22 protein-coding genes are annotated in these 20668 nt (G+C 52.6%); 2 read left to right on the top strand and 20 right to left on the bottom strand.

Annotation, left to right across the window (positions count from 1 at the left end; genetic code table 11):
* Positions 1-287: 287 nt before the first annotated feature.
* From RI501_RS06075 to RI501_RS06005, 15 genes are all read right to left on the bottom strand, one after another.
* Positions 288-998 (bottom strand): DivIVA domain-containing protein, encoded by a 711-nt coding sequence (locus tag RI501_RS06075; protein WP_313820832.1) that lies wholly within the window; start codon positions 996-998, stop codon positions 288-290.
* Positions 999-1017: 19 nt separating this feature from the next.
* Complete coding sequence (locus tag RI501_RS06070; protein WP_313820830.1) at positions 1018-1797, bottom strand: YlmH family RNA-binding protein; 780 nt, start codon at positions 1795-1797, stop codon at positions 1018-1020.
* Between the two features lie 23 nt (positions 1798-1820).
* Entirely contained in the window at positions 1821-2129 is a 309-nt protein-coding gene (locus tag RI501_RS06065) for a YggT family protein (RefSeq protein ID WP_313820828.1), read from the bottom strand.
* Positions 2130-2140: 11 nt separating this feature from the next.
* The gene (locus RI501_RS06060; protein WP_313820826.1) at positions 2141-2584 is read right to left on the bottom strand and encodes a cell division protein SepF; all 444 of its coding nucleotides are present in this window, start codon (positions 2582-2584) and stop codon (positions 2141-2143) included.
* 37 nt (positions 2585-2621) lie between these two features.
* Positions 2622-3905 carry a cell division protein FtsZ gene (gene ftsZ, locus RI501_RS06055; protein WP_313820825.1) on the bottom strand — a complete coding sequence of 428 codons (1284 nt, stop codon included), beginning with the start codon at positions 3903-3905 and terminating at the stop codon, positions 2622-2624.
* A gap of 22 nt (positions 3906-3927) precedes the next feature.
* Entirely contained in the window at positions 3928-5265 is a 1338-nt protein-coding gene (ftsA, locus tag RI501_RS06050; RefSeq protein ID WP_313820823.1) for a cell division protein FtsA, read from the bottom strand.
* Positions 5266-5407: 142 nt separating this feature from the next.
* Complete coding sequence (locus RI501_RS06045) at positions 5408-6271, bottom strand: cell division protein FtsQ/DivIB (RefSeq protein WP_313820821.1); 864 nt, start codon at positions 6269-6271, stop codon at positions 5408-5410.
* A gap of 33 nt (positions 6272-6304) precedes the next feature.
* Positions 6305-7399, bottom strand: coding sequence for an undecaprenyldiphospho-muramoylpentapeptide beta-N-acetylglucosaminyltransferase (gene murG / locus RI501_RS06040; RefSeq protein WP_313820819.1), 1095 nt, complete (start codon positions 7397-7399; stop codon positions 6305-6307).
* Complete coding sequence (murD, locus tag RI501_RS06035) at positions 7400-8779, bottom strand: UDP-N-acetylmuramoyl-L-alanine--D-glutamate ligase (RefSeq protein WP_313820818.1); 1380 nt, start codon at positions 8777-8779, stop codon at positions 7400-7402.
* A gap of 195 nt (positions 8780-8974) precedes the next feature.
* A complete protein-coding gene (gene mraY / locus RI501_RS06030; protein WP_313820816.1) occupies positions 8975-9946 on the bottom strand; it encodes a phospho-N-acetylmuramoyl-pentapeptide-transferase in 972 nt (323 codons plus the stop codon).
* 22 nt (positions 9947-9968) lie between these two features.
* Positions 9969-12125 (bottom strand): penicillin-binding transpeptidase domain-containing protein, encoded by a 2157-nt coding sequence (locus tag RI501_RS06025; protein ID WP_313820814.1) that lies wholly within the window; start codon positions 12123-12125, stop codon positions 9969-9971.
* Complete coding sequence (ftsL, locus tag RI501_RS06020) at positions 12125-12526, bottom strand: cell division protein FtsL (protein ID WP_313820812.1); 402 nt, start codon at positions 12524-12526, stop codon at positions 12125-12127. The genes RI501_RS06025 and ftsL overlap by 1 nt, the downstream gene beginning before the upstream one ends.
* Before the next feature lie 50 nt (positions 12527-12576).
* Complete coding sequence (gene rsmH / locus RI501_RS06015; RefSeq protein ID WP_313820810.1) at positions 12577-13518, bottom strand: 16S rRNA (cytosine(1402)-N(4))-methyltransferase RsmH; 942 nt, start codon at positions 13516-13518, stop codon at positions 12577-12579.
* Positions 13519-13545: 27 nt separating this feature from the next.
* On the bottom strand, positions 13546-13977 hold the full coding sequence (gene mraZ, locus RI501_RS06010) for a division/cell wall cluster transcriptional repressor MraZ (RefSeq protein ID WP_313820808.1): 432 nt from the start codon (positions 13975-13977) through the stop codon (positions 13546-13548).
* 201 nt (positions 13978-14178) lie between these two features.
* A complete protein-coding gene (locus RI501_RS06005; RefSeq protein WP_313820806.1) occupies positions 14179-14532 on the bottom strand; it encodes a DUF3397 family protein in 354 nt (117 codons plus the stop codon).
* Between the two features lie 173 nt (positions 14533-14705).
* Here RI501_RS06005 and RI501_RS06000 point away from each other — a divergent pair, with 173 nt between their 5' ends.
* Positions 14706-14825 (top strand): DUF4044 domain-containing protein, encoded by a 120-nt coding sequence (locus tag RI501_RS06000; RefSeq protein ID WP_083484143.1) that lies wholly within the window; start codon positions 14706-14708, stop codon positions 14823-14825.
* 100 nt (positions 14826-14925) lie between these two features.
* On the opposite strand, the gene RI501_RS05995 is transcribed toward RI501_RS06000, so the two are convergent.
* From RI501_RS05995 to RI501_RS05985, 3 genes are all read right to left on the bottom strand, one after another.
* Entirely contained in the window at positions 14926-17277 is a 2352-nt protein-coding gene (locus RI501_RS05995) for a DNA translocase FtsK (protein ID WP_313820804.1), read from the bottom strand.
* A gap of 27 nt (positions 17278-17304) precedes the next feature.
* Positions 17305-17817, bottom strand: coding sequence for a tRNA (cytidine(34)-2'-O)-methyltransferase (locus RI501_RS05990; RefSeq protein ID WP_313820802.1), 513 nt, complete (start codon positions 17815-17817; stop codon positions 17305-17307).
* A gap of 251 nt (positions 17818-18068) precedes the next feature.
* Positions 18069-18932, bottom strand: coding sequence for a methyltransferase domain-containing protein (locus RI501_RS05985; RefSeq protein ID WP_313820800.1), 864 nt, complete (start codon positions 18930-18932; stop codon positions 18069-18071).
* 220 nt (positions 18933-19152) lie between these two features.
* On the opposite strand from RI501_RS05985, the gene RI501_RS05980 reads away from it, so the two are divergent.
* The gene (locus RI501_RS05980; protein ID WP_313820798.1) at positions 19153-19776 is read left to right on the top strand and encodes a copper homeostasis protein CutC; all 624 of its coding nucleotides are present in this window, start codon (positions 19153-19155) and stop codon (positions 19774-19776) included.
* A gap of 83 nt (positions 19777-19859) precedes the next feature.
* Here RI501_RS05980 and nudC read toward each other — a convergent pair whose 3' ends face one another.
* Both nudC and RI501_RS05970 read right to left on the bottom strand, forming a co-directional pair.
* The gene (gene nudC, locus RI501_RS05975) at positions 19860-20390 is read right to left on the bottom strand and encodes an NAD(+) diphosphatase (RefSeq protein WP_313823162.1); all 531 of its coding nucleotides are present in this window, start codon (positions 20388-20390) and stop codon (positions 19860-19862) included.
* The gene (locus tag RI501_RS05970) at positions 20290-20667 is read right to left on the bottom strand and encodes a hypothetical protein (protein ID WP_313820797.1); all 378 of its coding nucleotides are present in this window, start codon (positions 20665-20667) and stop codon (positions 20290-20292) included. Before RI501_RS05970 ends, nudC begins: the two co-directional genes overlap by 101 nt.
* Between the last annotated feature and the right edge of the window lies 1 nt (position 20668).

Raw genomic sequence — 20668 nt, 5'->3', positions numbered from 1 at the left:
GGCGCAACCTCAGCTCACCGGTCGACCTGCCGGAAAAGTTTTAATCCTCAACCACGCAAAAAACGACCCCGTCGCAAGGGACGAAGTCGTTCGTGGTACCACCCAATTTTAGAAGGTGTTGCCCACCTTCCCTCAAACCCGTAACGGGGGTACCCGCTAGAACTTACTGGTTTCAGTCCTAGAGCGTCGGAGACTGATCACGCCACGGATGCTGACCTCCTAGGCTTCCACCATCCCCAGGTCGCTATCGTCGTTTACCGTTACGTTGTGGTTCTCCATACTAAATTTTACTTACTTTTTTGATCGTAATGATTTTGGTCATTATCCGGGAAAATGACGACGGTCTCTTGACTTGCATCACCCGTATCCGTTACCGGCGTTTCCGCCACGGCCGTGGTGCCATCGTCTTCCTGCGGTGCTTTTGAGTTTACGCCTTGTTCCGTGGCGTTGTCAAGTCGATCACCCACGACCTTCTTGATTTCCTCGTAGCTCGACATGGACCCTTCCTTCAGCAGATCGTCCCAGTCGTTAGACTTGACCACTTCGAGTTGACTTTCTAACATAACTTGAAGTCGTTGCCGGAAGACCCGGGTACTCTTCTTCAAATCGTCGGTCTCAACGGCCAGTTTCTTGGCGCGCTTCGAAGCTTCGTCCATAATCTGGTTACCCTTGTTAGTGGCTTCAGAAACGATGTCGGAACTTTGCTTTTGGGCCTCACGAATAATAATTTCGGATTCTTTTTGCGAGTTAGCCTTCACCTTGTCGGCCGCCTCTTGGGCCACCAAGATGGATTGGTTCAGCGAATCCTTCAAGTCGTTAAAGTACTTGAGCTTTTCGTTGGCCGCATCTAATTGTTCTTCCAATTCCTTATTGTGATTCAACGTGATTTGGTAGTCTTTGATCACTTGATCTAAGAAATCATTGACCTCATCGACGTTATAACCCCGCATCTTCGTTCCGAATTCTTTATTATGAATATCTAATGGACTAAGTACCATTTGTACGTTCCCTCCGCATCTATTTCTTCAGCACCGCTAGGATTACCCGAATTTTTTCTTTTTTGGTTCGGCCACCCACCTCATCGAGGCGAATTCGCCCGAATCCCCGCACGGAAACTAGATCCGCCACGGCTAACTCGTAGTCGGGTTTCTCCGTATTCGCCCAGTTAACCCGGACCCGACCGGCTTCGATCAGTTCCTTGGCCCGGTGACGGGATAAATGAAAACCCGTTCCGACGATGCTATCCAACCGTAAGGACGATAGGGTCGCCGCTTCCGGTTCCCACTCGTCTTCACGCTGGACTAACGTGTCCCAGGTTGTCGTGACCAGGCGGGCCTTAACCCGCCCAATCCGCTCAATCTGACCCGTTAAATAATCGGCCATATTGGCTTCGGTAACCAATTGCCAAGTCTGACCGTCTGTCACAATGTCTCCAATAATTTCTCGTTCAATACCGGATCCCAGAAGTGTTCCCAGGATCTGACTATGATGTAGCGTGGCGAACTTGACCGGATAATCCACCCGTAACAACGTCAGCTCGAAGTCTTTGGCTTCGGGGGCGTAATAATCCGGATAAAAGAGCGCCCGTTGCATTTCTGCCGCGGTAAAGCCCCCACTGAACCGCACCGGAATATCCGCCCGGCGTGCCAGGGTAGTGGCCACGTAGACCTGCCGGGGATTCAGGAAGTGGGTCAACACCGGTCGATACTCGTCTTGCACCTGTTGTAGCCAGTTGCCGACCGCATCGATAAATGGGGCCTCTTCCGGCCGAAAATGTTGCGTGATATTCTCATCCACGGCCGTTCACTCCTCTCGTGGCGCTAGAACAGCAGCCGCAAAATAAACTCCTCTAGGGCTTGTAGCCCATACTGAACCACCGTTAACACAATAATGGCCACGACCGGGCCAAACCCTAAAGGTCCCACGGCAATAAAGTTGAAATAACTGAGAAATGGTTCCACTAACCGGCCAATTAATTGACCAAAACGGGATTGATACCCGCCTGGTAACCAGCTGAGTAACGCGTAGATCACGATTAACAGGACATACGCGCCCACTAGCCAGTTCAAAATCTTAAAAATGAAGGCAACCAAGTTAATGACCGCTAAACTTACTGCAGTAGTAATCACAGCACCGCTCCTTATGACGTAAATTGCGTTCCGAGGTTTGCCGCAACGTCGCCACTCACCTCGAAATTATGTGGCGTACACAGAAAAATTTGTTCGCCAATCCGCTTGATTTCACCGCCGACCGCAAAGGCCGTTCCGTTAAGAAAATCCACGATACGTTGCGCTTGGGCTTCATCAACTCGCGCAAAGTTCACAATTACCGCATCTCCCGTGGTAATTTGCTTAGCGATGCCCTTCGCATCCGAATAAATTCGTGGTTCACAAATCGCGATGTGGCTTGAATTTGGTTTTGCTGACCGCATGGCAACCACCTTCCGAGTGTCGACGGGCCGCTGAGAAACCGCCGATTTGACCTGTGGCTGTTGTTGCGAAGTCACCGGGCTAGGTTCCTGATAGTCTTCGTCATAATCATCGTTCATGCCGAAAAACTTACTTAGACTAAACTTATCCGCCATGGTTGGTCACTCCTCTCACAACGGCGTCCCGATCGAGTTACTTGCGTCGCCGCTTGAAAAACGGAGGCGTATCCTCGCCCTGATCGTCGTCCGCTGCCGAACTCTGATTGGAACTTGGGTTAAAAATGTTAAAATCTGGTTTGTCAACCCCAGCAAATTCGTCGTTCCCCGACTTAGGTTGGGGTTCTGGCCGGTGAGCTGGTTCGCGAATATCCCAGTTACCAAACGGATCGCTCTTAGGTTGCTCATTAGCTTGAGCGTTGGCACGCGTTGTTGGCTGGGTTGATTGACTGGCCGCTTGGTTGGCATTGCCCGCGTTAGCTCGCCGCGCAACCCGACTACGACCGGCTTCCTTTTCTTCTCGCTTCTTGTCGATCCCGGTGGCAATCACGGTCACCCGAACTTCATCGCCAAGTTCTTCGTCAATCGACGTCCCGAAGATGATGTTTACGTCACTAGTGGCCGCATCGGACACAATCTGTGAGGCCGCTTGGGCTTCAAACAATGACAGGTCGGGACCCCCGGTAATGTTCAAGAGGACTTGTTCGGCCCCATCGATGGAAACTTCCAATAACGGTGAAGAAATGGCTTTCTTAGTGGCATCTTCCGTCCGATTTTCGCCGTTAGCGGACCCAATCCCCATTAAGGCGGACCCTTGATCCTTCATGACCGTTTTCACGTCGGCGAAGTCCAAGTTCACGTACCCAGGGCTGGTAATCAGATCGGAGATTCCTTGAACGCCTTGACGTAAAACGTTATCGGCTTCCTGGAAGGCTTCCATCATTGGCGTCTTCTTGTCAACAATTTCTAATAGGCGATTGTTAGCAATGATGATCAACGTGTCGACGTTTTCCTTCATGGCCGCAACCCCTTCGGCGGCAAACCGTGCTCGCCGAGGACCCTCAAAGCTAAACGGCCGGGTGACAACCCCCACCGTCAAAGCGCCACTTTCCTTGGCAATCTTCGCTACGATTGGTGCGGCACCGTTCCCGGTCCCACCGCCCATTCCGGCGGTGACGAAGACCATGTCGGCCCCTTCCAAGGCTTCGGTGATGGCTTCTTCACTTTCTTCGGCGGCCTTCGCCCCGATTTCCGGATTAGCTCCGGCACCGAGTCCCCGAGTTAACTTCGGGCCAAGTTGAATTTTAGTTTCGGCCTTCGAAGCTTCCAAGGCCTGCACATCGGTGTTGGCAACGATGAATTCGACGCCCTTAACGTCTTCCGTAATCATCCGGTTAACGGCGTTGTTACCCCCGCCGCCGACGCCAATCACTTTAATGTTGGCGCCATGATTTTGAGCAGAATCTAATGAATATTCCATTGTGTTTTCCTCCATCTCACAATTAGTCGAAGAAGTCGCTAAAGAACTTCTTGAACCGTTCGGATCGATTGTTCTTTTTGGCTTTAGGTTTCTTAACGTCGCTTTGACTCGTCGGCCGCATTTCCGGCTCGGAACTGCGAGGGGCAGCCTCGGCTTCACGTTGCCGAAGCTCGTCGGTTTCGTCGGCTAACTGGGTGGACCCCGTTAAGGCGCTCTTAATCAGGAGATCGATCTCGCTGAGACCGCCAAAGTAATTGACGAGGGCTAAGGCCAGGGTAAACGACGGGTGTCGCAACCCCATTTGATCCGGCACGTAGACACGAACGTTGGTCCCAAACTCGTCGGTCGCTAACGCCGTAATCCCAGGCAACGCCGCCACGCCACCGGTTAGGACAATGCCCCCGGGGAGCTCTAAGGCCTGAACCTTATCTAAGTTGGTGCGTAACCGTTTGAAGACCTGGTCCAGCCGGGCTTCAATAATTTCCGCTAAGTATTTTTCCGACACCGGCGTGGGTTGGCTTTGCCCAACCACGTCGACTGGAAATTCGTCTTCGTCACTGGCTTGTGTCGAGTCTGCATACCCGTAGTCGCGTTTTAACTTTTCGGCACTGTCCAATGAGGTGTTCAAGACCACCGAAATATCCTTGGTGATGAATTGACCACCCTCCTGGTCGACGTCGATGTATTTGAGTTGATGGTCGTGAATCACGGCCGCGGTCGACTGACCGCCACCCAAATCAATCAAAATCGTCCCGAAGTCTTGTTCCCCGTCGTTCATCACCATCATGCCTTGCGCCATTGGATTAATCACAGTTCCCCGTAAATGTAACCCGGCTTGTTTGACCGCTTTGCGGGTATTGTGCATAATGGTCTTGGGTCCCGTGAAGAGCGTGCCGTGCAATTCCAAGCGCACGCCCACCATTCCACGGGGATCCTTAATCCCGTCGAACCCATCCACGACAAACTCATCGGCGAGGATGTCGACGACTTCGCGCTCTGGGGGGAGACTCTGAATCAACGCGGCTGCCGCAACGTTACGCACGTCACGGCCGGTAATTTCCCGCGATTGATCATCAATGGCAATCATGCCGCTACAAGTTTCAATTTTTAACATATTTGCGGGAATTCCCACAATGACATCGTGAATTTCGATACTAGCCTTTTCTTCGGCTTGCCGAATAGCGCGCTGAATTGCTTCAGCTGCTTTGTCAATGTCCACGATCACACCGCGACTGACACCATTCGAACGTTCATTCCCCACGCCAATAACGTTCATTTGCCCTTTAACATTTTCAGCAACAATGACTTTTATTGAGGTGGTTCCTATATCGAGACCTACGTACATCCCTGAATTATCCATAGAAAAAGGAACCTCCTAAGCTAATCAATCTATTAACACGTATGAATTCGCTTTTTCTCCTAATTATCCTTCAGTTTACCACATTTACTAGGGGTTGAAAAAGCCTTTATCAGCGCTTTTCGACGCTGAAATCAAAATGAAATTATTTCTTAAAAGCGTACGAATAAGCTCCCACTTCCAAATTGACAACTCCCTTTTGTTTCATCTTGCTAGCAATGCTCGGATAATACGCCATTTTACGGGCAAATGTCGTTAAACTGGCATACACTTCATTGCCGTCGTTCATGAACAAATGTATCCGCTGGGGGTCCGTTTTGGTTGGTGATGCTTGAATTTCGCTAATGCTATGTTTAATTGGCGCGCTCAATTTGGCATACTGTAAAATCATCCGGTGTAACGTCTTGGCCGACTTAAAGTTACCGTATACCGGCGTACCACTCTTCGGCTGGGTAACCGATTGTTGGCTCACCACCCCATTCTCTAGGACTTCATAATATTGTCCTTGTCGCATCACGTATCCGGCGGTGACGTACTCCGTCACCGTCACCGTGACCCGATTGGGCTGGTGGAAGCGGACCGTGGCCCGCTTGATGCGTGAGTTACGCTTAGGCGCCCGTTGTTGGAGAGCACGCTCGTGTCCCCACACATTAAAGATGGAATCGCCAGGCGTAATGCCCACCGCTCGTTGAATCTGCCGAGACGATAAGGCCCGGGCGCCTTGGATTCGCACTGTCTGCACGTGACTCAGTGGGGAAACCAGATACACCATGAGTCCCATCACCACTAAGAAAATTCCCAGGAGTAACGTCAAGCGACGCGCCAGTTTTTGGTTCCGCTGATGGCGCAGCCGGGGAAGCTTATCACCGATCCGTTTGGCCCGCCGAAACCACTTGGGCGTCTTCGCCTGCTTTTGCCGCTGAGCCGCCCGCGACTGATAAGCCTCCCAGGGGGTCATTTCCCGTGTCTTGGGCTGTTGGGATTGTTTGCGGTTCAACCGAAACTTCACGTGTGTCCACCTCCGCTACTTAGAATTACGGGATTACTTCCGCTTTAAGGACATGACCACGTCTAGGACCCGGTCGGCCGCATCCGGAACCCCCAGATGCTTAGAAGCCACCGCCATATCGTGGCGTAAGTGGCCATCGTTCATTAATTGATCAGCCTTGGCGACCAGCGTATTGCCGGTCAAATCGGCCTCTTTAATAATTTCAGCAGCGCCTACGCTTGCCAGCGACTGGGCGTTTTTAGTCTGATGATCGGCCGTCACATAGGGACTAGGGATCAGAATTGATGGAATGCCATCGGCCGTAATTTCGGCCAAACTAGTGGCCCCCGCGCGACCGACAATGGCGGCCACCTTCGGCAACACTTCCGGCATATTCGGAATGTAAGGCTTGACCACCACGTTAGGCGCCACCGTGACCCCCTTAAGCTGATCCATTACGCCGTCATAGCGCTTCTGGCCAGTCACAAAGACCACTTGGTATTGGCGCTGGTTAAATTGTGGCAATGCCGCCACCGTGGCCGCGTTGATTTTCAACGCCCCTTGCGAGCCCCCGAAAATTAACAGCGTTGGCACATCGTCCTGCAGCCCATATTCCGACCAGCTGAAGTGGCTAACCACTTCGGCGGCTTCCTGGGCTCGGGGATTACCGGTTTTCACCATCTTGTTGGCGGGTAATTGATCGACCGCCGCATCGAAGACGTAGGCAATCTTATTAACGTAACGACTCAAAAACTTGTTGGTGATGCCCACCACGCTGTTTTGTTCATGGATCATCGTGGGCACGTGCAAGCGACTAGCCGCAAAGACGACGGCACCGGAAACGTACCCCCCGGTCCCCACGACAACATCGGGTTTAAATTCCCGAATCATCTTCTTCGCACTGTGGACACTCTTCAAGAATAGATAAACCGTTTTGAAATTTTCTAACGACAAGGATCGCTTGAACCCCTGAATACGGGTCGCTTTAAAGGCAATTCCCTTCGCCGGAACGATCGAACTTTCTAATCCCCGTTCCGAGCCAACGTACAGAACCTCAGCGTTGGGGTCCCGTTTTTTGAGGGCTTTGATCAGTGCCAGGGCCGGATAGATGTGGCCCCCGGTACCGCCGCCCGATACCATTAATCGCATTTAAACTTCCTCCTGTTTACCGGTTAACTTTTCCACGGCTTTGATAAACTTATCGCCCCGTACCTCGAAGTTCGGGTACTGATCCCAGCTGGCGTTGGCCGGCGATAAAAGGATGATGTCGCCCGGCGCACTCAGTTCATAAGCCACGGGCACCCCGGTTTCGGGATTTTCGGTCATCTTGATGGTCTTAATCCCCGCTTGTTTGGCGGTTTCAGCTAAGAGGTTCGCCGTTTCGCCGAACAAGACAATCGCTTTAACGTGATCCTTAAACGCGGGAATCATCTTTTCAAAGGTGTAGCCCCGGTCTAGTCCCCCAGCCAACAGAATGACGGGCGCCTTAAAGCCCTTCAGTGCCATCTCCGTCGCTTCCATGTCGGTGGCCTTAGAATCGTTGTAGTACTGCCGACCATCGGCTTCTAACACGAACTGAGTCCGGTGACGCACGCCCCCAAAGGCCCGTAACACGGCCACGATGGATCCGGTGCTGACGCCTTTAATCTTGGCCACCGCAATCGCCGCCAGCGCGTTTTCGATATTGTGATCACCAGGTACCTTGACCTCATCAGCAGGCATGATAGCCTCTCCACGGAAGTACAGCGTTCCGTGGTCTTCGTAAGCCCCATCTTGAGTCACATTTTGCCGGGAGAAGGGGACGACTTGCGCCTTAGAATGGGTACTCAGTTCCCGCCATTCTGGGTTATCAAAATTTACCACGAAGTAGTCACTGGCCGTTTGATTGGCTGTGATTTTCATTTTAGCGGCCACGTAATTGGCCCGCGTCTTATGGTAATCCAGGTGATTAGAGAAGATATTGGTCAACACCGCGATGTGGGGATGGAACGTGGTGGTCCCGACCAACATGAAGCTGGAGACTTCTAAGACCAAGGTGTCGCTCGCCGTGACTTGTTGGGCGACCTGGCTAGCCGGAATTCCAATGTTACCGGCGTAGACCGCGTGGCCAGCCGTGCGGTCATGATCCAGCATCTTTTGGATCATGGTCGTCGTGGTGGTTTTACCATTACTCCCAGTTACGGCGACCAGTTCGGCTTCAGCGACCTCGCTAGCAAGTTCCATCTCGGTGATGATTGGTAACTTCAGAGCTAATGCGCGCTTCACAATCGGCACATCGTACGGAATGCCCGGATTCTTCACCATCAGATCATAACCGGCATCCAAAAGTTCTGGTTTTTGTTCCCCAGTTACCACGGTAAAGCCCGCCTGCTGTAATTCTTGGGCTTCCGTATTTTGGGCTAGGGGTTGTACGTCACTGACCGTGACCTGTGCGCCTAGCCGCTTCAACAATTTAGCGGCGTTAAAGCCACTCTTGGCCAGCCCTAACACTAACACCCGTTGGTTGGCATACGTCGTGATTTGTTTCATAACTGCTCGCTCTCCGTTCCAAATAGTTTAAAAGGGGATTTCTACGGTAAACCTGCCCCCAAAATGTCAGACAAGTCAAACGTTGCCCCGAGGCACCAAACTAGTCGCTGCCCCTAAAGTTTAACGTACTCAATTCAAAAAATGGGCTAACTTGACCCTAACGAGCCCAGTTAGCCCATTAGCCGGAATTTGGTTTTACTTTGCAAGGATGGCCCAGACACCCGTCAAGGCCGTCAATAAGCCCACACCCCAGAAGGTGAAGTCAATCTTCCACTCACTCCAGCCTAACATTTCAAAGTGATGGTGAATCGGACTCATTAAGAAGATCCGCTTCCCCGTCAACTTAAACGAGGCCACTTGCAAAATAACACTGGCCGTCTCAATCACGTAAACCAGGCCAATCCACAGTAGGGATAATTCATGGTGCAACAGGATCGATACGGCGGCTAAGGCGCCCCCTAACGCTAACGATCCGGTATCCCCCATAAAAATCTTGGCCGGTTTGTGATTAAAGATCAAGAAGCCTAACAGACTGCCGACTACGGCAAAACAAAAGATACTAATATTTACTTGATGCTGTTGCCAAGCCACGACCCCGTAGGCCGCAAAAGAAATGCTGGCGAGGCCACTGACCAGGCCATCTAACCCGTCAGACAAGTTCACCGCATTGGAGAACCCAACCAACCAGATAATGGCAAAGATGGCATACAACCACCCCATGTGCCATTCACCCAGACCGGGAATGGCTAACGACATGGGTAACTGTTCGTGAGCGTACACCCAGAAGAGCAGGAGTGCCCCTACGATTTGCCCCAACAACTTCTGCCAGGCCTTTAATCCCTCATTTTGCCGGTGAAAGAGCTTAATACTGTCATCCCACGCGCCCAAGAAACCATAGAGCACCAGAATGAACAATAAAATCCAAGTGGTGGACAATACGTGATGCGGCGCCAACGTCCAACTAGTCGCCAACGTCATCACAATGATGGCAATGATGAAGAGTAAGCCACCCATGGTGGGGGTTCCCGACTTTTTCTCGTGCCAAGTCGGACCCTCTTCCCGAATCATTTGTCCTTCATGCCGCGCGCGAAAGTATCGAATTAGTGCTGGCATAAACGCCACCGTAATTATTAAGCCCCCAAGAAAGGGCACAAGTGCAGTTATCATGTTCTCTACTCAATCCTTATTCTCATTTATTTTGTTTCAAAGTGATAGTCAATGCCGACCCCGTTGAAACGGTCGTGCCCGCCTTTAAACTCTGCTTGGTCACGTAACCATCCCCGTTGACGGTCAGCTTAATGCCCACCAACTGTGCTAATTTTACCACATCACCCTTCGACCATCCCGTCAAACTTGGTAAGCTGACGGTGCCGCCGGTGGTGAGAAAGACTCGCTGGTCTTGGTACAGCGCCGTTCCCGCACTGACCGATTGTTTTTGAACCTTCGTGCCGTTCCCTAACGTCGTCACGGTCATCCCCAACTTGCTCAACTGATTCGTGGCAGTGGTGGTGGACTTCCCCGTAACCGTCGGCATCTTCACGGTCTTCGTGGTGGTCGTGCTATCTTCCTGTAACGCTCGCGCCATGACGGGCTTCATGATCGACGCTAGCAACTGCGTGGCGGTTTTGCCACTCAACCGGGGCTGTTTCATGGTGATATACATCACGTACTTAGGGTGACTTGCGGGAACCATGGCCGCCACGGAATAAAGGTAATTGTCATCGCCCGACAGGTAGCCGGACTTACCATTGCTGACCTGGGCCGTCCCCGTCTTAACGGCAACCTTATAACCGCTCATCTTATAATCGCTACCGATACCGTAACTCTTGTACACCACGTCTTCCATGTGCTTACGCACGGCCTTAGCGGTCTTGGCGGTAATCGGCGTCCCCACCTTAGTTGGTGAGTAAGCCTTGACCGTCTTGTTGGTGTTCGGGTTGACCACCTTACTGATCACGTACGGCTTCATCATTGTTCCGTCATTGCTGACCGCCGTTAAGGCTTGCAACATCTGAAAGACGGTGACTTGAATCCCCTGGCCAAACGAAGTATCCGCCTGCTCGATGGGCCGAGTGAAGGCAATGCTACCGCTCAGCTCCCCGGGTAATCCGGAGTTGGTACTCTTCAGGAAGTGGAAGCGATTGATATACTTCTTCCAGGTTTTAGCGCCCATCTGTTGTTCCAGGTGCGCCATCGCCACGTTACTGGAAACCGCAAACCCCTTGTCATAGGTGATGGTCCCCCACCCGGAGGTGTTCCAATCGGGCACAATCTGATTACCAATCATGTATCTCCCGGATTGGTAAGTGGCGTTACCGTTGTAGTTACCGCTATTGATGGAAGACGCCAGGGTGAAGATCTTCATGGTAGACCCGGGCTCGTAAGCGTCCTGGACTAGGGTATTGCGCCAAACCTGACCCAACCCCGCCTTAGTCGTCGCGTTAAACGTCGGTCGCTGGGTGGCCGCCAGAATGGCCCCCGTCTTGGCGTTCATCAACACGGCGTTCATCGAGTTGGCCTTGACCTGACTCTGCACGCTACTCATCTCAGTTTCTAGCAGCGTCTGCAATCTGGTATCCAGCGTGGTGTACACGTTGTCCCCATTTTGGGCCTTCTTATACTTCTGCTTAGTACCTGGTAGCTGGTAACCGTACATATCCTTCTTGATCTTCTGGGAACCGTCCTTCCCCGTCAGTTCCTTGTTAAAGGCTTGCTCGATTCCCATGCTCCCGGTTAAAGTGGTCTGATTGTCCTTGGTGGTGGCCTGAGCTAGCCCAATCAGGTGAGAAGCGAAGACCCCGTTCGGGTAGAGTCGCGATTCCTGTTGGACAAAGTTAATGCCACTTAAATGATAACTTTGGATTTTTTGCTTGGTCGCCAGCGAAATGTTCTGCCCCGCCGTCCCAAATTCCACTTGAAAGGGTGTTCCCTTGCTGGGATTCAGGATGCTCAGGGCCTTCTTTTCACTAATTGGTAGGTACTTCGCTAGGACCTTAGCAATTTTAGGCTTATTTGTGGCATACAATTTCTGATTATTCAACCCAACTTGCCGCTTGTCTAATACCACGTAGAGTGAGTACACGCTGGTATCTTCAGCAATGGGTTGATCATTGGCGTCATAGATGGTCCCGCGCTTGGCCTTCAACGTTTCGTTTGCCGTATACAATTTCTGGGCCGCCGCGCTTAAATTCACGTTTTGAACCTTCTTACCAATCGAAATGTAAGAAAAACGCACCGCAATGAGGATAAAAACGCCGATGAAAAGGAAAAACAGAAACTGGCCAACGATCTTCCGGTTTCTGCGCGCGTTCGTATTCTTCATGGGATGCTTTGGGGAATCATTCATTATTTATTAACAGTCCTTATTCGCGCATTTTCCAAACTCAGTCCTTGCTTCTGCGCAACCTTATCCAACCGACTCCGACTCTGCAACTCGTTAATCTCTTGTTGCGCGTTGGTATTACGGTTTTGATAAGTGGCCGTGGTCTGATTAATTGTTTGTAAATCATGTTGAGCATTACTCATTGCGATTTTGGCGGAGACGACACAAACCATCAATACAGCCAACACTAAACCACAGGCCGTGACCAGACATTTCTCAAATTTGGAAACGGGTAATTTTTGTCGTTGCGGTTGTCCTTGGGGTTGGCCCTGGGGACGAACCCGCGGTTGTGGGTGTTCTATGTTTGGGCGTCGTTGCGGTTCCGTTGTTAACGGAACGGCTTCTGCTAAGCTATTTTGCGCCATAAATAATCATCTTCCTATGTCGAATAATTAAGTTCTCATCAGGGGGCTTATTAAAGCTTTTCTAAGATGCGTAATTTAGCACTATGAGCTCGGTGATTGGCGGCCAATTCCGCCGCTGAAGGCAGAATTGGTTTCCGATTAACCAAGCGATAATCCGGTTGCATATTTTCTGGAATCACCGGCAACCCGTGTGGCAGATCGGGTAACGATGATTTTTCACGAAACATGGTCTTCACCAGCCGGTCCTCCAAGGACTGGAAGGTAATCACACTGATTCGTCCGTGGGGCGCCAATAACGTGATGGCTTGCTCCAGCGAGGCTTCCAACGCTCCTAATTCGTCGTTCACGGCGATTCGAATTGCTTGGAAAACCTTCTTGGCGGGATGCCCCCCGTGGCGCCGAGCCGCCGCGGGGATCCCCTCCTTAATGATGTCAACCAACTGTCCCGTGGTGTCGATGGGTGCGGTGGCGCGATGGCGTTCGATGGCGCGCGCGATGGGTTTGGCAAACTTTTCTTCGCCGTACCGGTGGAAAATGCGCATCAAATCGTTAAACGACCATTCATTGACCACCGTCCAAGCCGTCAACGGCGCGGATTGGTCCATCCGCATGTCGAGGGGGGCATCGTGTTGGTAACTAAATCCCCGATCAGCCTCATCGAACTGCGGTGAAGAAACGCCTAAATCATACAAGATACCGTCAACCTGAGTGACCCCTCGTGCGGCCAACTGGGCTTGAATATCCCGGAAGTTGCTCTTGATAAACGTCACCTTACCGGCAGCTAGTGCCACCGCCAAGTGTTCTTGATTATAGTCGATGGCGGTTTGGTCTTGATCAAAAGCGTACAAGTGGCCGGTTGTCAACTGTTCGAGAATATGTTGACTGTGGCCACCGCCACCCAGCGTGCAATCCACATAGGTGCCGGTTGGTTGAATGGCCAACCCGGCCACCGCTTCATTTAAAAGTACCGTAACATGATGAAAGTCTTCCAATGGGCACGCTCCTTTCGCCAAGATCTTTTAAAGATCAAAGTCAATTAGATTTTCTGCAATATCGTCAAAGTTGGCTTCGGCTGTGGCGGAAAAAGCCGCCCAACGCTCAGCACTCCAAATTTCAAACCGGTTGGCTACCCCCACGATGACGCACGCCTTCTCCAGGTCGGCGTGCGTGCGTAATGTCTGGGGTAGATTGATGCGGCCCTGTTTATCCAGGTCACATTCCGTGGCCGCTGAATAGAAAAAACGCACAAAGGCCCGGGCATCTTTCCGGTTCACTGGTAAAGTTTTGAGCTTATTTTGTAACGTTGCCCATTCCGACATGGGGTAACCGAATAAACACCCATCCATGCCCCGGGTCACCACAAAATGCTCGCCCAATTGCTCACGAAACTTAGCGGGAATAATCAGCCGGCCCTTGGCGTCAATTGAATGCTCAAATTCGCCCATGAACATAGCCATTACCCCCTACTTGTAACTATTTCCAAGTTTACCACACCCCCCCACTTTCTACCACAACGTTTCCGAATTTTTATAAATTTCCCCACCAACACCAAAAAAGCCACGGCGAACACCTGTTCACCGTGGCTGAAACCGCTTTTTGACCCACCGTCAAAATGGGTCAATAATCAATTGAATTCATATTTATGCATTATTCTAACTAATTGTAAGTAGGAAACAACTCACAAACCCTAATAGCCAATACAGATCCGATAGGCGCCAAAATGTCTTCATAAATTGCGGATACAATAGCTCATGATTATGGATTGCCTGAGCCAAAGCCACCCCAATTCCAATCAGCATCCACCCCATGACTAGCCAGGGTAAGAGGTCGCCCGCGCCACTAGGGACGAGAACGATACTACAGATAATTAATAACGGCGTCATCAAATCCCAGGTAAATAATGCCGCGGGCCAATGGCGCCGAAACAGCCGGCGGACAGTGGAAATCACCAGCCACCCCAACAGTAAGATCACCAGCTGCCCCGCGGGTGATGCCCAAAATTCCATGTCGATCCCCCCATGCTTAACTTCCGTTTTATTATAGAGATTTCGTGATTAACTTGCAATTCGATTTGTCGCCGTCTTTCCCCCACAGAAATGCGGCCAACGGTTGCAATTCCGCCGCACCCACGGTACACTATTTGGGTAGCAACGCACGTAAAGAGGTGGCTTAAGCTAATATGGAAAAGAAAAAGAAATCAACGTTTCAAAAAATCACGAACGTTTTCGTCTGGATTATGATTATCGCAACTTTAGGCTCACTGATCTTTGGGGCCATTTCCTCAATCATGACTTCCTAATCACGGCTAACTTTGACTAAATCTAAAAATGACGCCCCACCACAAACATACTGGTGGGGCGTCATTTTTGTGTTGCAGTTAGGTAGGTCACTAAACCAACCTACGATTGCGGCGGAGTCGTCGAATCCGCCGACGGCTCCGGTTGTTTATAGACCTGGCGGGGCTTACTGCCCTCTTGCGGACCAATGTAGCCCCGTTGTTCTAGATCGTCAATGATCCGGGCGGCCCGATTATAACCAATTCGGAACCGGCGCTGCAGTAACGAGGTGCTAGCCTTTTGTTGGTCCACTACAAAGGCTAATGCGTCATCGAACAGGTCGTCATCACTGTCTCCCTGCTCACTTTGCTGCATTTCTTCGTCGGTCACCATCATATCTTCATCGTAATCGGCCGTTTGTTGCTGCTTAATGAAGTCGACCACGTTGCTAACATCTTCATCGGGAATAAACGCGCCCTGGACCCGGACGGGTGAATTAGCATCCACCGGTTGGTAGAGCATATCCCCCCGCCCCAGCAGTTTTTCGGCCCCATTGGCATCCAGAATGGTCCGCGAATCGATCCCACTGGATACCGCAAAGGCAATCCGGGACGGCACGTTGGCCTTGATCAACCCGGTGATGACATCCACGGAAGGTCGCTGGGTGGCCAAAATCATGTGAACACCGGCGGCCCGTCCCATTTGCGCTAAACGGATAATAGCGTCTTCTACTTCGCTGGACACCGTCATCATCAAATCGGCTAATTCGTCGACGATAACCACGATGTACGGTAAGGTCGGCCGCGCCTGATTGTCTTCGGCGTTAGCCTTCTTCACGAAGGCGTTATACCCCGAGATTTTACGCTGCCCGAACTGCGAGAACAACTCGTAGCGTCGTTCCATCTCGGCCACCACTTTATGTAACGCGCGAGCGGCCTTCTTGGGCTCGGACACGACCGGGGTCAACAGGTGGGGAATCCCGTTATAAACGCTTAGTTCCACCTTTTTAGGATCGATTAGCATCATCTTTACCTGGTCAGGCCGGGCGTTCATCAAGATACTGGTAATAATCCCATTAATGGCCACGGACTTCCCACTTCCCGTTGCTCCGGCAATCAGCAGATGGGGCATCTTGGTCAGATCCATGGTGACCACTTGTCCCGTGACGTTACGACCCAAGGGTACCTCTAAGGGATGTCCCGGGTGTGGCGGTTGGGCTTCGACCACGTCACGAAAGGCTACGGTGGACACTTCTTTATTCGGCACCTCAATCCCAATCAGGGATTTCCCCGGGATTGGCGCTTGAATGCGGATTCCCTTAGCCGCCAAAGCCAAGGCTAGGTCGTCGGCCAAGTTAACAATCCGGGACACCTTGACCCCAATAGCGGGATGCAGTTCGTACTCGGTTACCGAGGGACCTAAACTGACGTTTTTCACCTCGGCGTCCACCCCGAAGCTGTCTAACGTTTGCTTCAAAATTTTGGTGTTAGCATCGATGGCGTTGACCTCAGCGGTCTGATCAGCCGGCGGTACCTGTTTCAACAAGTCCGGTGTCGGCAATTGATAGTTCGGATCAACCTCGGTATTTCCCACTAATGAATCGGCCGTTGCGGTGTCAGCTTCCGCATTCTCTGGGGTCGGCTGTGGTCGCGGCGTTTCGTTAGCCGCAACGGTCACGTGATAGCTCGGCTGGGCTGGCGTTGCCGGCTGAGTCGGCTGTTCGGGTGGCGTCGGTGCTTGTGACGTGACGGTACTTCGTGGATCCGGTAGGTCCTTATCAGCCGTTGAGCCCGTATCCTGAACATCCTGGTGTCGAGCTTGGATTGCCGCTCGCCCACGTTGTACGGCTTGCGTCAAGCTGCCCAGTCCCCGCCCTAACCACTGACCAATTCGTTGTAAAGCGTGTTGCACATCGGTTAAGGGAATCTGAAAGAAGACCAAAACGCCCCCAGCCATCACTAGCCAGGCAGCGATTTGTGCGCCGAGCAGGGCAATCAACCAAGCAATCACGGTGAGCGCCAGCGCCCCCACCAGGCCGCCCCCTAAGTCGGTAGTCCGGCCACCAGAAACTAGGTCGGCCAAGCCACTATGCCAAACCGTATTGAGGAACCCACTATGCTGATTAGCCACTGCAAAGGCCGTGGCACTCGCCCAAAGCAGCCAGCCACCATAAATCAAGCCACTGCCCAGCCAATAGTGGTGCGCCAGTTGGGGCCAAGTTCCCGTCACGGCTAGGGTCACACCCAAAGCTCCCAGAACTACTAGTCCAAATGGGTAGGTCTCCCCCACCACCAGACGAATCAGATTGGCCCAAAGTGTGCCCAACAACCCAAGGTGAAAGAGTCCCAACGCGGCTAGCACCAACAAGACCAAGCCCACCACGTTCCGGGTGTACGGAAAAGGTTGGGCACTCTTCCGCTTAGTCGTCCGCCGCCGCGTGGTCTTGCGGCGGGTTGTTTTTCGTTTCGTCGCCAACTTGCAGTCTCCTCTCTAAACTTAGCGTTATTTTAATTTGTCGTGAGGGTAACGGTGAATGCGTTCCAGATTCGGAAAGGCCTGTTGCCGCAAAACTTCGTAAATCACAATGGCCGCACTGTTCGATAAGTTTAACGCCCGAATATGACCGTCATCTTGGGGAATCCGGATGCACTTTTCTTCGTGTTGGCGCATGAACGGTTCCGGTAACCCGGTCGTTTCCTTCCCAAATAGGAAGTAGTGGTCGTTATCGTTCAACGAATAATCGGGTTCCGTGTAATCCTGTTCGGCAAACTTCGAGACCAAGTATAGCTGGGTCGGATCGGCAATCGAGTCTAAAAAAGCGGGCAGGTTGTCGTGGTAACGCACATCCACCTTATCCCAGTAATCCAAGCCGGCGCGTTTCAAGTGCGCATCATCGACCGAAAATCCCAGGGGTTTGATTAAATCTAAAACGGTATCAGTTCCGGCACAGGTCCGGGCGATGTTGCCCGTATTGGCAGGAAATAGCGGTTCAAATAACGCAATATGGTTGGTCATAGTTTCTCTTCTCCGTTCTCTTCTCAAACATTCGTTCTGTTTCATTATTATAGTCAACTCCGCTGGCCTTTGACAAGGTCGGACCCACAAAAAAAGCAGCTCCTCGGTGTGGGCACGGCGAGGAGCTACCTTAGTGAAGTACTACTTGTCAGTCGCTAACAGTTACCCGCTGATATCGACCGCCAAACGATTTCTCACTGCTCAATATAACACGCCGTTGTCAGGTCTTCAAGGGGCACGCCAGATTTCTTTTAACGGTTTACCTCGCTCGGTTGTGCACATAATAACGTCACGTCGACCGTAATCGCGGGGAACGGCTGCGCGGCAACTTGGTCGAGTCGGTCCTGATCGGCGCCCCAGTGCATCGGCGTCATCAACATCAAATCGGCAAACCGTTCTGGGGCAACCGGGACCTGGTAGCGAATTCGTTCGCTGGTGGCCTGCGGATAATGTTGTTTGAAAAGTTCCAAAACATTGCTGTTGTCGTACTGGGCATGGGCGTTACCGGCCGGGAAAATGGCCTGCCGCAGTTCGATCAGGTAATCAGCGTTAGGAATCACCTTCAAGAGTTGCCCGCCCGGCGCGATGATCCGGTTGAATTCCTTGTAAGCCGACGGCGAAAACAGATCCAATACCGCCGTAAATTGCTGGTCGGTAAACGGCATCTGCGCCAAATCGGCCACGCAGAAAAAGGCCTTGGTGTCGAGTTGGGTCGCCAGGTTGATCCCCGGCTTCGAGATGTCAAATCCCACGGCCGTGTCCTGGCCGTTCCGGTGCGCCAACACGGCGGCTAACGGGGTCCCTTCCCCACACCCAACATCTAAAATCGTTTGGGACGTTGCCGGCAGGTGAGCCGCAAAAGCATCGGTGATTCCGGTAAACAGGCCGGCCTGCAACATCCGCCGCCGGGCGGCCAACATCGCGTCATCGTATTCGCTGGCCACGGCCCGCTGCATGAAGTACAGCATCCCCTTCTTGGAAAGGTCAACGTTGTGGCCCTGGGGACAGACTAAACTATGTTCGGCCACGTGGTCGTACGGGTCGTGACACACGGGACAACGGAAAAGGCCGGCATGCCGGTCTAAAAAGGCCGCGGCCCGATCAATCTTTTTCATATACTTTCTCGCGCTCCAATCGTCACTAAGGAGCATCCCTTTACTTCCGGCCCTCAGTCTGCGTAAAATAGTGAGTGCATCTTAACCACACTTACCTATTTAACGCATCGTATTTTGGTCGAACAGCTTCCCGGTACCCCCGTGAAATAAGTGCATCCATTGTACCATATTCCCCGGAAGTGTCGGCTGATTCGCCCAAGTTTAGAAAGGATGATCGGTTTTGCGATTAATCGAACCGTTATTAGAAAACTACGGCCCCCTGTTGGCCGCTGCAGAAGCCGGAGCCAAACGCGTCGCCCTGGCGGACAACCTCGCCGTGGGCGGGACCACCGTCAGCAAGGGCGTCATGGGCGAGGCCGTTCGGTACGCCCACGAACACCGGATGAGTCTCGACCTGGTGATTGCACCGCGGGGCGGCAACACGCCCTACGACGACGTGGAAATTAAAATCATGGAGGCCGACCTCCTCGAAGCCCAGCAGCTCGGCGTCGACGGCGTAATTTTGGGTGCCCTCGACGCTAACCGCCGCATCGACCGCGAAGGCTTACGGCCCCTAGTGGCCGCGGCTGGCGGCATGACCATGACCTTTAGTACCGACTGGGACGCCATTCGGCCCCAAGACCGCGGGGGCGCCATCGACTGGTTAGCCACCCAGGGCTTTGAAAGGGTCCTGAGCGCCGGGGACCCCACCGACCGGTTGGCCGACTGGACCGCCACTAAGCGCCTGACCGACAGTGCCGGGTTGACGCTGGTGCCGGCCGAAGTCGCCGCGACGGATATCCCGCAAGTCGCCGACGCACTCAAAGTCAACTTCTTTCTGGGCACCAACAGCCTAATCCTTTAATTAAATCAGCCCATTTTAAAAGAGATGTCCCCCAGGTACTTTCGCCTGGAGGGCATCTCTTTTCGCTGCTTGTGAGTCTGTCGTTACAGGTCGCCCCGGCGGAAGGCTTCGATCATGCTCCACGACAAGCTCAACGTAGTATCGTCGTGGGGCAACTCGTCGCGCCGGAACCACTTTGCCTGGGACAATTCATCGGTCTCTAACGTGAGGGGGAGACTCTGGTCCAACTCCGCCACAAAGCCCACCAGTAACGCGTGCGAGGCCGCCCAGGGTTGACTACCCCGGTAGCGAATGTGGTGCACGCTCAGTCCGACCTCTTCGTGAACCTCCCGGCGAACCGTTTCTTCGAGGGTCTCCCCGATCTCGGCGTACCCGGAAATCAGGGTATATTTGTCGTAACCGGTCAAAAACTTAGTCAACAGGAGCTGGTCGCCGTGCGTGACCGCCACAATGATTGCCGGGGCAATCGTGGGATAAATCTTCTGGCCACACTGCGGACAAGTCAAGGCCCGTTCAACGGTGTCTGGCACGTACGCGTGACCACAGTGACTGCAGAACCGATGGGTGGCGTACCACCAGCCCAGTTGAGCCGCCGTCGCCGCGGCAAAGCCCAACCACTGGGGCGTCAACCGCCGTAACGCCGCGACCGGAGCGTACCGGTACCGGGGCGGTGACCAAAAAGATAGCCGTCTGGTCGATCGTCAACAGGTACGTAGCTTGGGCGGGCGTTACCGCCCAGGTCTGGGTGACCGCGGTCCACCGCGGCAACGTTTGCGCTTGGTCTAACAGCACGTGTTGGTCGTGGTAGACCACCACGAAGTCGTCAGGCCGCGGCGTGCGGGGCCCGTGAAATTGATTATCTAAACGGTGTGGAGCAATATCTTGAAACAAC

Source organism: Levilactobacillus zymae (assembly GCF_032190635.1).
Taxonomy (GTDB): domain Bacteria; phylum Bacillota; class Bacilli; order Lactobacillales; family Lactobacillaceae; genus Levilactobacillus; species Levilactobacillus zymae_A.
Note: the sequence above shows the minus strand (reverse complement) of the source record. Positions and strands in the feature narration are given on the sequence as shown.

Bases quoted from the DNA above. Each gene is read 5' to 3' on its own strand.
- RI501_RS06075 (WP_313820832.1), bottom strand. From the start codon at position 998: ATGGTACTTAGTCCATTAGATATTCATAATAAAGAATTCGGAACGAAG.
- RI501_RS06060 (WP_313820826.1), bottom strand. From the start codon at position 2,584: ATGGCGGATAAGTTTAGTCTAAGTAAGTTTTTCGGCATGAACGATGAT.
- ftsZ (WP_313820825.1), bottom strand. From the start codon at position 3,905: ATGGAATATTCATTAGATTCTGCTCAAAATCATGGCGCCAACATTAAA.
- ftsA (WP_313820823.1), bottom strand. From the start codon at position 5,265: ATGGATAATTCAGGGATGTACGTAGGTCTCGATATAGGAACCACCTCA.
- murG (WP_313820819.1), bottom strand. From the start codon at position 7,399: ATGCGATTAATGGTATCGGGCGGCGGTACCGGGGGCCACATCTATCCG.
- murD (WP_313820818.1), bottom strand. From the start codon at position 8,779: ATGAAACAAATCACGACGTATGCCAACCAACGGGTGTTAGTGTTAGGG.
- mraY (WP_313820816.1), bottom strand. From the start codon at position 9,946: ATGATAACTGCACTTGTGCCCTTTCTTGGGGGCTTAATAATTACGGTG.
- RI501_RS06025 (WP_313820814.1), bottom strand. From the start codon at position 12,125: ATGAATGATTCCCCAAAGCATCCCATGAAGAATACGAACGCGCGCAGA.
- ftsL (WP_313820812.1), bottom strand. From the start codon at position 12,526: ATGGCGCAAAATAGCTTAGCAGAAGCCGTTCCGTTAACAACGGAACCG.
- mraZ (WP_313820808.1), bottom strand. From the start codon at position 13,977: ATGTTCATGGGCGAATTTGAGCATTCAATTGACGCCAAGGGCCGGCTG.
- RI501_RS06005 (WP_313820806.1), bottom strand. From the start codon at position 14,532: ATGGAATTTTGGGCATCACCCGCGGGGCAGCTGGTGATCTTACTGTTG.
- RI501_RS06000 (WP_083484143.1), top strand. From the start codon at position 14,706: ATGGAAAAGAAAAAGAAATCAACGTTTCAAAAAATCACGAACGTTTTC.
- RI501_RS05990 (WP_313820802.1), bottom strand. From the start codon at position 17,817: ATGACCAACCATATTGCGTTATTTGAACCGCTATTTCCTGCCAATACG.
- RI501_RS05985 (WP_313820800.1), bottom strand. From the start codon at position 18,932: ATGAAAAAGATTGATCGGGCCGCGGCCTTTTTAGACCGGCATGCCGGC.